Raw genomic sequence first — 14,117 nt, 5'->3', positions numbered from 1 at the left:
CGAGAGGCCTCCGTGCGCATCGTCTACCTGCACCAGTACTTCCTCACCCCCGACCAGAGCGGCGGCATCCGGTCCTACCAGTTCGCCCGTGCGCTGACGGCCAGGGGGCACGACGTGCACGTCGTCACGGCGACGCCTCCGACGGCCTCGTGCGTGGACCCCGGCGCGAGTCCCCGGGCCGATCGTGGGCGGTTCGCGACCGAGGTCGTCGACGGGATCACCGTGCACCGCCTGCCCGTCCCGTACGACAACGGCATGGGTGACCTGCGGCGCATGGCCGCCTTCTGCTCGTTCGCCCTGCGGGCCGTGGGGCGTGCGCGCGGTCTCGGCGGCGACGTCGTCGTCGCGACGAGCACCCCGCTGACGATCGCGCTCCCGGGCATCGGGGCGACGATCGGCCGCCGGACCCCGATGGTGTTCGAGGTGCGGGACGTGTGGCCGGAGGTCCCGATCGCCCTCGGTTCGTTGCGCAACCCGGTGCAGCGCTTCGCCGCACGCACCCTCGAACGCCTCGCCTACCTCGCGTCGTCGACGGTCGTCGCACTGTCCCCCGGCATGGCCGACTCGGTCGTCGCGACCGGTCATCCACGCGAGCGCACCGAGATCGTGACGAACATCAGCGACCTCGAGCGCTTCGACCCGTCTCGCGCCGACGCCGAGGCGTTCCTGTCGCGCCACCCGCGCCTCCGGGGGCGTCGTCTCGCCGTGTACTCGGGCACGTTCGGTCGCGCCAACGGCCTGGTCCACCTCGTCGAGGTCGCCCGTCACCTGCGCGAGCTGGGCAGTGACCTCTGCATCGTCCTTCTCGGCTCAGGAGCCGAGAAGGCCCGGGTGCGTGCCCGTGCCGCCGAGCTCGGCGTGCTGGACGACGAGCTCGTCGTGCTCGACCCCGTCGCGAAGGCCGACCTGCCCGACGTGCTGGCGGCGGCCACCGTGGCGCTCAGCAGCTTCGTGGACGTGCCGGCCCTCGAGAGCAACAGTGCCAACAAGTACTTCGACGCGCTCGCCGCCCACAGGCCGGTGGTCGTGAACCACGGCGGGTGGCAGGCCGACGCGCTCGCCGAGACGGGGGCGGGCATCCGCATCGCGCGGGACCCGGCACGCGCCGCCCGCGAGCTGGCGGCCTTCGTCGACGACGCCGACGCCGTCGCCAGGGCCTCGGTCGCCGCTGGTCGCCTGGCGGCCGAGCGCCACTCGCTCGAGCTGCTGTCCGAGAAGTTCTGCGACATCGTCGAACGAGACGGCATGGAGGCCCGGGCGTCCCGTGGCAGTCGCCTCCAAGCCTTGCGAAACTGAGATTGACTACGTAGAATATCACCTGCTGCTCCGGTCTCAGGCCAGGAGCGCACCCGGCTCGACCCGACCGGGTGCTCGACCCCATCGAGAGGTCTGCCATGCCCGTCGACGTCCGTCACGCGCCCGCCCCCGCGTGCCTCCGCCCGGTCTCCGTCCCCCTCTCGGCACCCGACATCGGCGAGGCCGAGAACGCCGCCGTGGCCCGTGCCCTCCGGTCGGGCTGGGTGGCGCCCCTCGGCCCCGAGGTCGACGCCTTCGAGGCGCAGATCGCCGCCCGGACCGGCCGCGCGCACGGGGTGGCCCTCTCGTCGGGCACCGCCGCCCTGCACCTGGGGCTGCTCGGCATCGGGGTGGGCCAGGGCACCGTGGTGGTGACCTCGACGTTCACCTTCGCCGCCACCGCCAACGCCGTCACCTACACGGGGGCCGAGCCCTGGTTCGTCGACTGCTGCCCTGCCACGGGCAACCTCTGCCCCGAACTGCTGGAGGAATCCCTCGCGCAGCTGGCCGCCGCGGGGCGACGCGTCTCGGCCGTGCTGCCCGTCGACATCTACGGCAAGGTCGCCGACCTGCGCCGCATCGGCGAGGTCGCCGACCGGTACGGCGTGCCCGTGCTGTGCGACAGCGCGGAGTCGCTCGGGGCCCGGCTCGACGGCCGTGCGGCCGGGTCCTTCGGCGCGGCCGCCGCGATCTCGTTCAACGGGAACAAGATCATGACCACCTCGGGCGGTGGCATGCTCGTCACCGACGACGAACGACTCGCGACGACGGCCCGCCGCGTCGCGAGCCAGGCCCGGCAGCCCGTACGGCACTACGAACACACCGAGATCGGCTTCAACTACCGCTTGAGCAACGTGCTCGCCGCCCTGGGCCGGGCCCAGCTCGCCCGCCTCGACGACATGATGGCGAGACGTCGTGAGATCCGCGACGACTACCGACGCCTCACCGCCGGTCGCGATTCCGTGGCGGTCTTCCAGGGCGCCGACGATCGCGACGACAACTGTTGGCTCAGCTCGTTGCTCTTCGCCGACCCCGCCGCGGTGCGCATCGTGACCGACCGCCTCGCCGAGGCCGCGATCGAGACCCGGCCGCTGTGGAAGCCCTTGCATCGTCAGCCGGTGTTCGCCGACCTCGGTCGCACCGTCACCGGTTCCGCCGACGACCTGTTCGCCCGTGGGCTCACCCTGCCCAGTGGCTCCGGACTCGGCGCGGACGACCGGGCGCGCGTGCTGGACGTGCTGACGAGAGCGCTCGACGAGGTCGACGGCCGTGCGTGAGGCCGGGCGGCTGGTGGACGACGGTGCGCGACCTCCCCGAGCGCGCCTCCCGATCGTCGGCGGAGGGGCGACGACCAGGCTGCCCCGCCGCGTGGCCTCCGTGGTCGCTCCCTTCGCCTCCGTGCTGACCTTGCAGGCCACCCAGCTGGTCGCCGTCGCCGCCGCGTTCGCGACCAATCTGGCGGCCTCGGCATCGCTCGTGCCCTCGGGACGCGGAGCCCTGGCGCTCTGGGTGCAGATCGGCTACTTCGCCACGACGGCTGCCGTGCTCGGCGTCGAGCGGCCCTTCGTGTCGATGCGGCAGGGGGCCACCCGGCAGCCCCTGCGCGAACTGGCCTGGCTGACCCGCCCCGGGGTCGTCGTCGCCGCCCTGCCGATGATCGGCGGTGGTGTCGCGGCCTGCCTCGGGCACCGTGAGCTCGTCGTCGTGGGGGTGGTGACGAGCGTGTTCGTCGCGGGCAACCTGCTCGCCCGACTCGTCCGCACGGCCTTCATCACCGGTGCGAGGGCTCGGGCCTACTGGGCGGCGACGCTCGTGTCGCAGGTCGGGCTGGTGACGTGTGCCCTGGCCTTCGTGCTGGTCGGCGTCGACAGCCCGGTCGTGTGGCTGGGGTCGTACGCCCTGTCGACCGCGCCCTTCGTCGTCGTGGTCTGTCACGCCGTGCGGTCCTCCCGTCGTGCCGAAGGCGACGCCGGCCGGCTCGACGTCGGTCCGCTCGCCGAGGTCCGGCGGTCGGGCCTCGCCCTGCTGCCGGCCTCGTTCGGCAACACAGCCCTGCTGCGTGCCGACCGCCTCCTGCTGCCCGTGCTCGCGGGGACCGCCGCGCTCGGCGCCTACGTCACCATCGCGTCCGTCGTCGAGGCGGCGTCGTGGCCGGTGCAGAACTGGGTCGACTCCAGGCTCGGGGTGTGGCGCCGCCAGGTCGAGGTGACGGGCCGGGTGGCGCGAGGTCCGGTCGTGGCCCTGGCGGCGGTGGCCGCCGTCCTGTCCGTCTCGGCCGGTGGCGTCGGCGTCCTCGTGGTCGTCACCCTGCTGAGCGAGGCCTACCGGTCCTCCCTCGCGCTGGTGCCCGCGCTCACCGTGGCGTCGTTCGCCTACTCGCTCAGCCGCATCTGGCAGGGCGTCCTCGTGGCGCACGGTCGTCATGCGGGGGTGTCCGTGATCGAGACGGTCGGAGCCGTCGTCACCGTCGTGCTCTGTGTGGTGCTCATCCCGGGTTCCGGCGCGCAGGGCGCGGCCTGGGCGTCGGCCGTCGGCTACGGCGTCTGCCTGGTGCTCTGCGGGCTGGTGCCCGTCGTGACCGATCGGTGGGCCGGTCGTGCCTGACGTCGTCCCCACCCGCCGACGCTCCGGGAGGCAGGAGGCGCGGGCCGGCAACCCGGCGCGTCTCGCCCTGGTCGTCCTGTTCGTCGGCCTCGTCGCCGGTCGGTTCGGCCTCGGGGGTCTCGTCCCCGGGTTTCCCTCGCTCGACGTGCGGGTGCTCGCGACCGTCGCGGCCGGGCTGTCGCTGGTGCCCCTGGCCGGACGGCCGCCGGTGCGGTACGCCCCGGCGGCACGCGGCCTCGCGACCGCCCTGGTGGTGCTCTTCGCCTGGCTCGCCCTCTCGGCGGTCTGGGCGCCGTGGGGCGCCGAGCTCGCGCCTCCCCTGCTCGACCTGTCGTTCCTGGCCGCCTTCGTGGTGATGACCGCCATCGTGACCACGCACCTCGCGGTGGCCGACCTGCGCTGGCTGTGGGGCGCCGTCGTCGTCATCGCCGCCGTCTACCTCGCCGCGGCCGTCGGGGCAGGCCCGGGCGTCCAAGGCCGCTACTCGGCCTTCGGTGGTGGGCCCAACGTGTTCGTCCGCGTCATGGGACTCGGTGCCGTCGGCGTGCTCTACGCCTACTTGCGCAGCCGCAGTCTGTGGCTGCTGCTCGGACTGCCCCCGTTCGTCGTCGGGGCCCTGCTGTCGGGCTCTCGCGGAGGCATGCTCGCCGGGTTGGTCATCGCCGTGGTCGGCGTCGTGCCCGTCATGCGTCGCATCGGCCCGAACCGAACCGGCCAGGTGCTCGTCACGCTCGGGCTCGCGTGCGTCCCCGTCGGGGTGCTCTTCGGGCCGAGGCTCGGGCCGTTGATCGAGAAGAGGCTGGTCGAACAGACCGTCGAACAGGGCTACAGCAGTGGTCGCGACGTCGTGTCGGCGATCGGGCTCGAGATCTTCGCGCAGCACCCCGTCGCCGGGGTCGGCCTGGGCGGGGTCCAGTTGCTCCTCCGCGAGACGGTGGGACTGTCGCACACCCACAACCTCGTCATCGAGACCGCGAGCACGGGCGGAGCCGTGGCCCTGGTGTTGCTTCTCGTCGTCCTCTCCCGGATCGTCGTCGGGCTCCGCCGGCTCGACCGCCTCGAACCGGGTGTGCTCTGCACGGCCCTCGCCGCCCTGCTCGTCTTCGTCAGCGCCCTCTTCTCGGGTGACCTCTACGATTCGCGACTGATCTGGTTCTTCGCCCTCCTGACGCTCGGTCTGGGGGTGGGGCCCACCCTGCCCTCGCGTGCCTCCCGCGGGCTTCCGCACGCCCGCCTCGTGGTCGGGGCCGAGCCCGCCGTCGACGCCGGCGAGTCCGTCGTGCGCCGGGCCCGACCGGCCGACACCGTGTCCGGCCCGCACCCGTCGTGATCTCGTCCGAGGATCGCTGAACGGGAGAGCTGGCCGTCGGCGAGCCAGCCGCCCGGCACGACCTCGACGGGTCGGAGGCCGAGGCCGAGGCCGCGCCGAGACGGCGGCCGACGAGCGGTCGCGGGCACCCGCGGTGCAGGTGGTCCTGCAGGCTCGGGTCACCGTCACCGTCACCGTCACCGTCACCGTCACCGTCACCGGGTTCGAGTGCATCGAGGTGGCCGGTGTCCACGAGGTCGCGGGGAGGCTCCGCACGACGAACCCGCCTTCGCCCCCGACTCGTTCATCGGCATCCGCACCCGCGGTGACACCGCGTCGTGGTGCATCCGCGATCAGCTCTGCCCTCTGTCCTCTGTCCTCTGCCCTTGTGCCTTGTGCCTTGTGCCTTGTGCCTTGTGCCTTGTGCCTTGTGCCCTGTGTCCGGTGCCCTGTGTCCGGTGTCGTGGACCGGGCGCACCCGAAAGACCCCCGCCGACGTGGTCGGTGGGGGTCTCTCGGGTGCGCCCGGTCGGGTCGTGCACGGGGTGATCGCGGGTCACGACCGCGCGCGGCCGTCAGATGCGGGAGGGGGCTGCGCGTCGCGGCGAGGGGCCGGCGTGACCCGAACGGCGCCCGGCTGCTCGCCCGGCCGAGCGCGCGGATGCGCGCACGGCTCGGCGTCCGGAACTCGTGCGGGTGCCGGGTGCGGGCTCGGCAGGGTAGGCGTAGGTCTCGTCGTAGGCCCCCGACGTGCTCCGAGGCTGCATCGTGAGGACGACTCCGATCACTCGCGAGCCGATCTGGTCGAGGGTGTCGACCGCGTCGCCGAGTCGTGCCTTCAGCGTGCGGCCCGAGGCGGCGGCGACGAGGGTGCCGTCCGTGAGGCGGCTCAGGACGGCCGCGTCGGTCACCGGCAGGACGGGGGGTGCGTCGAGCAGGACGTAGTCGTAGCGGTCGCGCAGCTCGTCGAGCAGTGCCCGCATGCGAACCGATCCCAGCAGTTCGCTGGCGTTCGGCGGGATCTGGCCTGCCGGGACGACGTCGAGGCCGATCCCGCCCCAGGGTTGGGTCACGTCGTCGAGGTCGGCGCGGCCGATCAGGACGTCCGAGAGGCCGGCTGCCCCTTCGAGTCCGAGCGTCGATGCCAGTCGCGGCCGGCGCAGGTCGGCGTCGATCACCGCGACCCGGGCGCCGGTCTCGGCGAAGGCGATGGCGAGGTTGGCCGTGGTCGTCGTCTTGCCCTCGCCGGGCAGGGCCGACGTCACGCCGATGACGCGGGCTGCCTGGCCGACGTTGACGAACTGGATGTTCGTCCTCAAGGTCCGGTAGGCCTCCGCGCGAGGACCTCGCGGATCGAGGTGCACCGTCAGGGGTCGCTTGGGCGCGTCGGCGTCGTGCAGGACCGCTCCGAGCACGGGTCGATCGACGACCTCGGCGATGCTGTGCCGATCACGCACCTTCGTGTCGAGGAGCAACCGGGCCAGGGCCGTGAGATAGCCCACGAGGCCTCCGCCCACGAGGCCGAGGCCGAGGTCGACCGTGGTCCGCGGTGAGACGGGGGCGTGCGAGAGCGACGCGGGTTCGAGCACGTCGACGGCGACGAGGCTCGTCTGCCCGTCGGCCGCAGCGTCGAGACGGGTCGTGACGAATTTTCGAAGGCTCGTGCCGATGGCATCGGCCGTCGCTGCCGCGCGGGAGGCCTCGGTGTCGCGGACCGAGATGGTGAGCGTGGCGCTGTTCGTCCCGGTCGTCACCGTCACCGCGTCGGCCAGCTGGGACGTGCTGTAGGGCAGGTGGAGCTCGCGGACGACCGGTTCGAGGACGCGGGACGTCTTCACCACCTCGGCGTAGCTCTTGGCCTTCTGCTGGGCGGCGGTGCTGCCCTGCCCCACGTCCATGGCGGTGTTGGTCGTCGTGCCGCTGACCGAGACGAACAACTGGGTGCTCGAGGCGAACAGCCGGGGGGTGTTCGCCGTCACGACGACGGCGAGGATCGCCCCGAGGGCCGCGGCGGCGACGACGAGCCACCAGGCACGTCGCAGCAGTCGAAGGTGGTCGGTGAGGGTCATGGTCGAAGTTCTTCCGTTCGGGTCGGGGCGTGCCGGGATGGTCAACCCACGTGACCACTAAAATACAGAAACATGAAATGTTGCACAAGCCTCACGTTGAGGGGTTGGGAGTGACGGCCCGTGCCGGGCGACCGGTCTCAGACCGTGTCGAGGCGGGCGATCGGGGGATCGCTCGTGAGTGAGCGCACGTCGAGTTGACAGGCGTCGAGCGCGGGAACCGAGGCGTGCGAGATCGACGGATGGACGGGACGGGAGTCGACCTCGTCGGTGCCGTTGAGTTCTTCGTGCAGCTTCTCGCCGGGTCGGAGCCCGGTGAAGACCACGTCGACGTGGCGGCCTGACAGGGCGATGAGACGGTCGGCGATGTCGAGGATCTTGACCGGCTCGCCCATGTCGAGGATGAGCGCCTCGCCCGGGGCCCCGATCGCCCCGGCTTGGATCACCAGGTGGCACGCCTCGGGGATCGTCATGAAGTACCGGGTCGCGTCGGGGTGGGTGACCGTCACGGGTCGGCCCTGCTCGATCAGGTCGCGGAACAGCGGGACCATGCTGCCCCGGCTGCCGAGCACGTTGCCGAAGCGGACCGACAGGTACCGCCGGCCGGTGGACCGGGCGACGCCGGCCGTGAGCCTCTCGGCGAGGCGTTTCGACCGACCGAGGACGCTCGTGGGGTTGGCCGCCTTGTCGGTCGAGATGTTGACGAAGGTCTGCACGTCGACCGCCTGGGCGGCCTCGAGCACGTTCAGGGTGCCCATGACGTTCGTCTGCCAGGCCTCGGCGGGGTACTGCTCGAGCAGGGGCAGGTGCTTCAGGGCCGCCGCGTGGAAGACGACCTCGGGCCGGCGTGCGCGGAAGACCGCGGTGAGCGCCGCGGCGTCGCGGATGTCGGCGAGCACCACCTCGCGGGAGTCGAGCAGGCCGTGGCCGCTCAGGGTCACCTGGACCGACTGGAGGGCCGTCTCGTCGCGATCGAGCATGACGAGCTCTGCGGGTGCGAAGCGTGACAACTGGCGGCAGAGCTCGCTGCCGATCGAGCCCCCGGCGCCGGTGACGAGCACGCGGCGACCCCGCACGTAGTCGGCGACGGCCTCGACGTCGGTGTCGACGGCTCGTCGGCCGACGAGCTCTTCGGGCGAGACGTCTCGGAGGTCGCCGGGTCGCGATCCGCGCAGCATCTCGTCGACCGACGGAGCGACCAGGACGCGGGCACCGAGGCGTTCGGCTCGCGCGGTGGCGTCACGGATGAACGTCGCGTCGGCCCGGGGGACGGCGAGCACGACGGTCGCGGCCCCGAACCGGCGGAGGGCGCCCGCGAGGGCGTCCCGCCCGCCGACGACCCGGAGCCCGGCCAGCCGGGTGCTTCGTCGAGCGGGGTCGTCGTCGAGGAGGGCGACCGGGCGGTAGGGGCTGTCGGGGTCGCTGAGCATCTGCCGGACGAGGTGCTGGCCGAGGGCGCCCGCCCCGTACACGATCGTCGGGGCGGCGTCGTCGCCGGGGCGCAGGCGGCGCTCGGCCCGGCAGCGGAGCAGGTTGCGGATCGCGGCCATGGCGAGTGCGGCGACCGGGAACGCGACGACGGTCAGGGCCGTGGGCCAGGAGGCGGCGCCGCGGAGGACACCGGGCGCCGTCAGCGGGACGAGGCTGCCCAGCGCCCCGACGACGAGCGCACCGGCGACCAGGCGACGAGCCTCGGGCAGGCTGCCGGACGGGAAGGACGAGCGGTACACGCCGGCCAGTCCGCCCACGGCCACCTGGAGGAGGGCGGCGGTCGCTGCGCCGGAGACGACCGAGGCCCAGGTCTCGGCGGTGGCGATCTCGAGGAGCCCGGCCGTGGCGAGCACGGCCACGAACCAGGCGGCCGCGTCGGCTGCGGGCAACAGGAGGCGGGTGGCCGACCGGCCCCGACCGCCGGCCCGGGGGGACCCCGCGGCGGCCACCGTCGCGGTGCCGCTCGACCCCCCGTCGGGCGTGTCGGGAAGCGGGGACGGGGTAGGGACGGGTTCGGGCATGGTCACCTCGTGGCAGCTGGAAGGAGTGGACGCTACCAAGAGACTAACATTTTGTACTTCAAGTGACAAGAACCACATGTCACCCTTGCGCCGTCATCACCTCGACGAGAGGTCCACCGCCTCGCGGACGGCTGCGACCCGACCGGGGACCGTCTCGTCCTGCAGGCTCGTCGTGTCGCCGAGCGGGCGACCGTCGACGATGTCGACCAGCAGGCGGCGCATGATCTTGCCCGAGCGGGTCTTGGGCAGGTCGGGCACGACGAGCACGGTCGCGGGCTTGGCGATCGGGCCGATCTGGTCGGCGACGTGTGCTCGCAGGGTGGGGGAGAGCGACCCCGAGAGCGGAGCCCACACCGACGGCTCGGCGGCGTCGCCGGCGTCTCGCACCGCGCCTCCTGCGGGCCGGGTGGCGGGGACCACGAACGCGGCGATCGCCTGACCCGTCCGGTCGTCGGCGACGCCGACCACGGCCGCCTCGGCGACGGCCGGGTGCGCGACGAGGGACGACTCGATCTCGATGGTCGAGAGCCGGTGCCCCGACACGTTGATGACGTCGTCGACGCGGCCCAGCACCCAGATGTCGCCGTCGGCGTCGTACTTCGCGCCGTCGCCCGAGAAGAACCAGCCCTGCCGCCAGTAGGTCGCCCAGTAGCTGTCGCGGTAGCGCTCGGGGTCGCCCCAGACCGTGCGGGCGAGGGCCGGGCCGGTCTGCTGCACGACGAGGTAGCCGCCGCTGCCGTTCGGCACCCGCTCGCCCGCGTCGTCGACCACGGCGGTCGACAGTCCGGGCAGGGCGCGCAGGGACGAGCCGGGCTTCAGGGTGTCGGCGCCGGGCAGCGGAGCCATGACGGCGGCCCCGGTCTCGGACTGCCACCAGGTGTCGACGATCGGGCACTCGCCGCGGCCGAACTGCTCGCGGAACCACACCCAGGCCTCGGGGTTGATCGCCTCGCCGACGGTGCCGAGCAGGCGCAGCGACGACAGGTCGTGGGTGTCGGGCAGCCCCTCGGGGAACCACGACGAGAGCGTGCGCACCAGCGTGGGCGCCGTGTAGTAGGTCGTCACGCCGTAGCGCTCGATGATCTCGAGGTGACGGGCGGGGTGCGGGGTGTCGGGGGTGCCCTCGTAGATGACCTGGGTCAGCCCGTTCGACAGCGGCCCGTAGATCTCGTAGGTGTGGGCGGTGACCCACGCCAGGTCGGCCGTGCACCAGTGGACGTCGTCGGGCTTGGCGTCGAAGACGGCCCAGTGCGTCCAGTTCGCCTGGGTGAGGTAGCCACCGCTCGTGTGCACGAGCCCCTTCGGTCGGCCCGTGGTGCCGCTCGTGTACATGATGAACAGGGGCGTCTCGGCCCCGAAGTGCTCGGGCTCGTCGGTGTCGGGCTGCGGGTCGACGACGTCGTGCCACCACAGGTCGCGGCCGGGCGTCCACGGCACGTCGGGCGTCTGGTCGCCGGTGCGCCGCACGACGAGCACGTGCTCGATCTCGTTCTCGCCCGAGACCGCGTGGTCGGCGTTCGCCTTGACCGGCACGGCCGTCCCGCGGCGGAACTGCCCGTCGGTCGTGACCAGCAGCTTGGCGCGCGTGTCTTCGACCCGGAACTTCAGCGCCTCGCCCGAGAAGCCCCCGAAGACCAGCGAGTGGATGGCGCCGAGGCGGGCGATGGCGAGCGTGACGACGACGGTCTCGGCGATGACGGGCAGGTAGACGACCACTCGGTCGCCCTGACCGACGCCCAGGGAGCGCAGACCGTTCGCCGCCTTGACGACCTCGCGCTGCAGCTGGGCGTAGGTGATGTCGCGCCGGTCGCCGGGCTCGCCCTCGACGTGCAGGGCGACCTTGTCGCCCCGGCCGGCCTCGACGTGGCGGTCGACGCAGTTCACCGCGACGTTGAGCGTGCCGTCGGCGAACCAGGTCGCCTCGGGCACCGTGAGTTCGCCGTCGGGCCCCTCGGTGACGGGTTTCCACGTGTGGGCGACCGTCCAGGGGGTGTGCCAGTCGAGTCGCTGCGAGGCCTCGGCCCAGAAGGCGACCGGGTCGGCGGCGGCCCGGGCGTGCTCGTCGGCGGTGACGTTCGCGTCGCGCGCGAGCGACGGAGGCGCGGAGAACGTCCGTCGCTCGTCGAGCAGGTTCGAGATGGTGTCGCTGGTGGCCATGCCGCCCACGTTACGGGTGTCGTCGCCCGGCGACGGGTGCCGGGGCAACCCTGCGTAACGAGGGGCCCGCTCGACGGCTGGGGAGGAGACGTGTCACCCCGCCCACAGGCCGCGACCTCGTCCACAGGTCGGACGATCGTGACCCCGTCGTGACTCGGCGCCGCCTATCGTGGCCAGGTGACCAGCCCACGCCGACGCCCCTCCGCCCGCCGGTCGATCCGTGCGCTGGTGGGGGTCGCGCTGGCCGGGGTCCTCGTGCTCGCCCCGGTCACGGCCTTCGCCGCCGACGCCGTGCCGTCCGCTCCGACGACGCCCGTGCTGTCCGCGCGGGTGTCGAGTGCGGCTCCGGTCGCCACGTCGCCCACGGCGTCCGCAGCCGTCGCGGTCGGCGCCATGAACTACGTCGTGAACTCGGCGCCCGGCGAGGCGGCGACCGCGGCTGCCGCCGCGGCCGTGGTCGCGGCCGGGGGCACGGTCCTCGCGGCCTGGGACGAGATCGGGGTGGTGACCGCCCGCTCGACCGGGGCCGACTTCGTCGACCGGGTCCGCGCCTCCTCGTCCGTCGAGTCCGCGGGGCCGACCCGCACGGCCGCCGTCCGCGCGACGAACGCCGCCGATGCGGGCGGCGTGCAGTCGACCGGCCTGGTCGGGCAGGTCGACGACGAGGCCACGCAGGCCGCCGACGTCGCCGACCCCGCTGAGCAGCGGCAGTGGAACGACCAGGCCGTGCACGCCGCAGAGGCCCGGGCCGTCCAGCCCGGCAGCCCGGACGTGCTGGTCGGCGTGCTCGACAGCGGCGTCGACGCCACGCATCCCGACCTCGCCTCGCAGGTCGACCCGACGGCGTCGGTGGGCTGCAGCGTCGACGGCGTCGCCGACACCGCCCCCTCCGCCTGGTCGCCGTCGCCCGGGGCGTCGACGAGCACCCGCGAGCACGGCACGCACGTCGCGGGCATCATCGCCGCGGCCGACGACGGTCGCGGGGTGGTCGGCGTCGCACCCGGCGTGCGCCTGGCGAGCGTCAAGGTCGTCGACGCCGACGGCTTCATCTATCCCGAGTACGCGATCTGCGGCTACATGTGGGCGGCGGAGCAGGGCATGGACGTCACGAACGCCAGCTTCTTCGTCGACCCGTGGGCCGCCTGGTGCACGGGCGACTCCGACCAGGCGGCAGCCCTCGAGGCGGTCCGCCGGGCCGTCGCCTGGTCGCAGCACGAGGGCGTGCTCGACGTGGCCGCGGTCGGCAACGCCGCGACCGGGGCCGTCGCCGTCGACCTGGCCCACAAGACGACCGACTCGCATAGCCCGAACGACTCGACCCCGATCACGGGGCGCGACGTGTCGCGGGGTTGCGTCCAGCTGCCGGCCGAGGCCGAGGGGGTCGTCGCGGTCTCGTCGGCCCAACAGGGCCTCGGCGGCGCGATCGAGAAGTCGCGCTTCTCGAACTACGGCGACGGCGTCGTCGACCTGACGGCCCCCGGGGTCGCGGTCGTCAGCACCGTCCCGGGCGGCGGGTTCGCGGCGCTCAGCGGCACCTCGATGGCGGCCCCGCACGTCGCCGGGGTCGCGGCCCTGCTGGCCTCCGTGCACCGCGATGCCACGCCGGCCGAGCTGGCCGCGCTGCTCGACCGGCAGGCCGGCGGCCAGGTGCCGGCCGAGTACTTCGGGGCCGGGCTCGTCGACGCCTTCGCGGCCGTGACCGAAGACCTCGGGCGGGGTCCGATCGTGGCCGCCCCCGACGGCACCCTGCAGGCCGGGGCCGCCGCCGCGCTGCGCGGGGCCGGCTTCACGCCCGGAGAGACCGTCGAGGTCCGGTCCGCCGCGATCGCCGAGGCGACCCCGGCCGTGGCCGACGCCCGCGGCCGGGTCGAGCTGCCCGTCCGTCTCTCGCCGCAGACCCCGGTCGGCCGGCTCACCCTCGACGCGGTCGGCTCGTCGGGGGCGACCACCACCGTCACCGTCGAGGTGCAGGAGGCGCTGGCCGGCCCGGTGGTCACGTCACCGCTCGCGGGCGCCCGGTCGCCGTCGGGGCAGCCGCTGGTCGTCACCGGCACGGCCCTCGACTCCGCTCTCGTCACCGTCACGGTCGAGCCCGCAGCGGGCACGACCCCGTCCACCTTCGCGACGTCAGCCCCCACGTCGTCAGCCCCCGCGTCGTCGACCGCCGCGTCCTCAGCCCCCACCTCGTCAGCGGGGGCGAGCGGCACCACGTCCCTCACGGTCCGGGCCGAGCAGGACGGATCGTTCCGAGCCACGGTCGACGCCCTCGACGCGGGGGAGTGGCAGGTCTCGGCCGTCATGCGGACCGTGGACGACGTCGTGTCGGCGACCGGCCAGGTCGTGCCCTTCGGCGTCGACGCGGCTCAGACTCCGGCACCCGTCCCGGGCGAGGGCGAGGGCGAGGGTGAGGGCGACGGCGGCCTGCCCGCCGGGCCCGGCACGTCTCCGTCCGATCCCGCCGTCGCGCCGGTGGGCGGCGTCAGGCCCGTCGTCGAGGACGCGGGGGGCCGGGGTCGCGCGCTGCCCGCCGAGTCGGCCCGCGCCTCCTCGGACTCGCTCGCCTGGACGGGCTCCGAGCCCCGGCCGGTGGCGCTCGCGGCGCTGCTGGTCGTCGCCCTCGGAGTCGTGGGTCTCGTCGCGGGCCGCCGCCCCCGCGAGGCCGCCGACCGCTGA

Annotated in this window: 8 protein-coding genes; 5 read left to right on the top strand and 3 right to left on the bottom strand. The window is 73.7% G+C overall.

The genetic code is table 11. The features are described 5' to 3' along the window. The first annotated feature begins 12 nt into the window (after positions 1 to 12). From ABID81_RS13235 to ABID81_RS13220, 4 genes are all read left to right on the top strand, one after another. Positions 13 to 1,296 (top strand): glycosyltransferase family 4 protein, encoded by a 1,284-nt coding sequence (locus ABID81_RS13235; protein ID WP_354595255.1) that lies wholly within the window; start codon positions 13 to 15, stop codon positions 1,294 to 1,296. Between the two features lie 98 nt (positions 1,297 to 1,394). Further along, a complete protein-coding gene (locus tag ABID81_RS13230) occupies positions 1,395 to 2,573 on the top strand; it encodes a DegT/DnrJ/EryC1/StrS family aminotransferase (protein WP_354595254.1) in 1,179 nt (392 codons plus the stop codon). Positions 2,574 to 2,664: 91 nt separating this feature from the next. Then, positions 2,665 to 3,900 (top strand): polysaccharide biosynthesis C-terminal domain-containing protein, encoded by a 1,236-nt coding sequence (locus ABID81_RS13225; protein ID WP_354595253.1) that lies wholly within the window; start codon positions 2,665 to 2,667, stop codon positions 3,898 to 3,900. Beyond that, positions 3,893 to 5,230, top strand: a complete 1,338-nt coding sequence (locus ABID81_RS13220) for an O-antigen ligase family protein (protein ID WP_354595252.1) — start codon at positions 3,893 to 3,895, stop codon at positions 5,228 to 5,230. Before ABID81_RS13225 ends, ABID81_RS13220 begins: the two co-directional genes overlap by 8 nt. A gap of 554 nt (positions 5,231 to 5,784) precedes the next feature. Here ABID81_RS13220 and ABID81_RS13215 read toward each other — a convergent pair. The 3 genes from ABID81_RS13215 to acs form a co-directional block, all read right to left on the bottom strand. Next, positions 5,785 to 7,278, bottom strand: a complete 1,494-nt coding sequence (locus tag ABID81_RS13215; protein WP_354595251.1) for a tyrosine-protein kinase domain-containing protein — start codon at positions 7,276 to 7,278, stop codon at positions 5,785 to 5,787. A 137-nt stretch (positions 7,279 to 7,415) separates the two neighbouring features. Next, positions 7,416 to 9,287 (bottom strand): polysaccharide biosynthesis protein, encoded by a 1,872-nt coding sequence (locus ABID81_RS13210; protein WP_354595250.1) that lies wholly within the window; start codon positions 9,285 to 9,287, stop codon positions 7,416 to 7,418. Positions 9,288 to 9,383: 96 nt separating this feature from the next. Continuing rightward, entirely contained in the window at positions 9,384 to 11,444 is a 2,061-nt protein-coding gene (acs, locus tag ABID81_RS13205) for an acetate--CoA ligase (RefSeq protein WP_354595249.1), read from the bottom strand. A gap of 177 nt (positions 11,445 to 11,621) precedes the next feature. On the opposite strand from acs, the gene ABID81_RS13200 reads away from it, so the two are divergent. Continuing rightward, complete coding sequence (locus ABID81_RS13200) at positions 11,622 to 14,117, top strand: S8 family serine peptidase (protein WP_354595248.1); 2,496 nt, start codon at positions 11,622 to 11,624, stop codon at positions 14,115 to 14,117.

The organism is Frigoribacterium sp. PvP054 (assembly GCF_040547465.1).
In the GTDB taxonomy this organism is placed as follows: Bacteria; Actinomycetota; Actinomycetes; order Actinomycetales; family Microbacteriaceae; genus Frigoribacterium.
Note: the sequence above shows the minus strand (reverse complement) of the source record. Positions and strands in the feature narration are given on the sequence as shown.

What these genes read in the sequence shown, in the direction of transcription:
- ABID81_RS13210 (WP_354595250.1), bottom strand. Translation starts at nt 9,287, where the DNA reads ATGCCCGAACCCGTCCCTACCCCGTCCCCGCTTCCCGACACGCCCGAC.
- acs (WP_354595249.1), bottom strand. Translation starts at nt 11,444, where the DNA reads ATGGCCACCAGCGACACCATCTCGAACCTGCTCGACGAGCGACGGACG.
- ABID81_RS13215 (WP_354595251.1), bottom strand. Translation starts at nt 7,278, where the DNA reads ATGACCCTCACCGACCACCTTCGACTGCTGCGACGTGCCTGGTGGCTC.
- ABID81_RS13230 (WP_354595254.1), top strand. Translation starts at nt 1,395, where the DNA reads ATGCCCGTCGACGTCCGTCACGCGCCCGCCCCCGCGTGCCTCCGCCCG.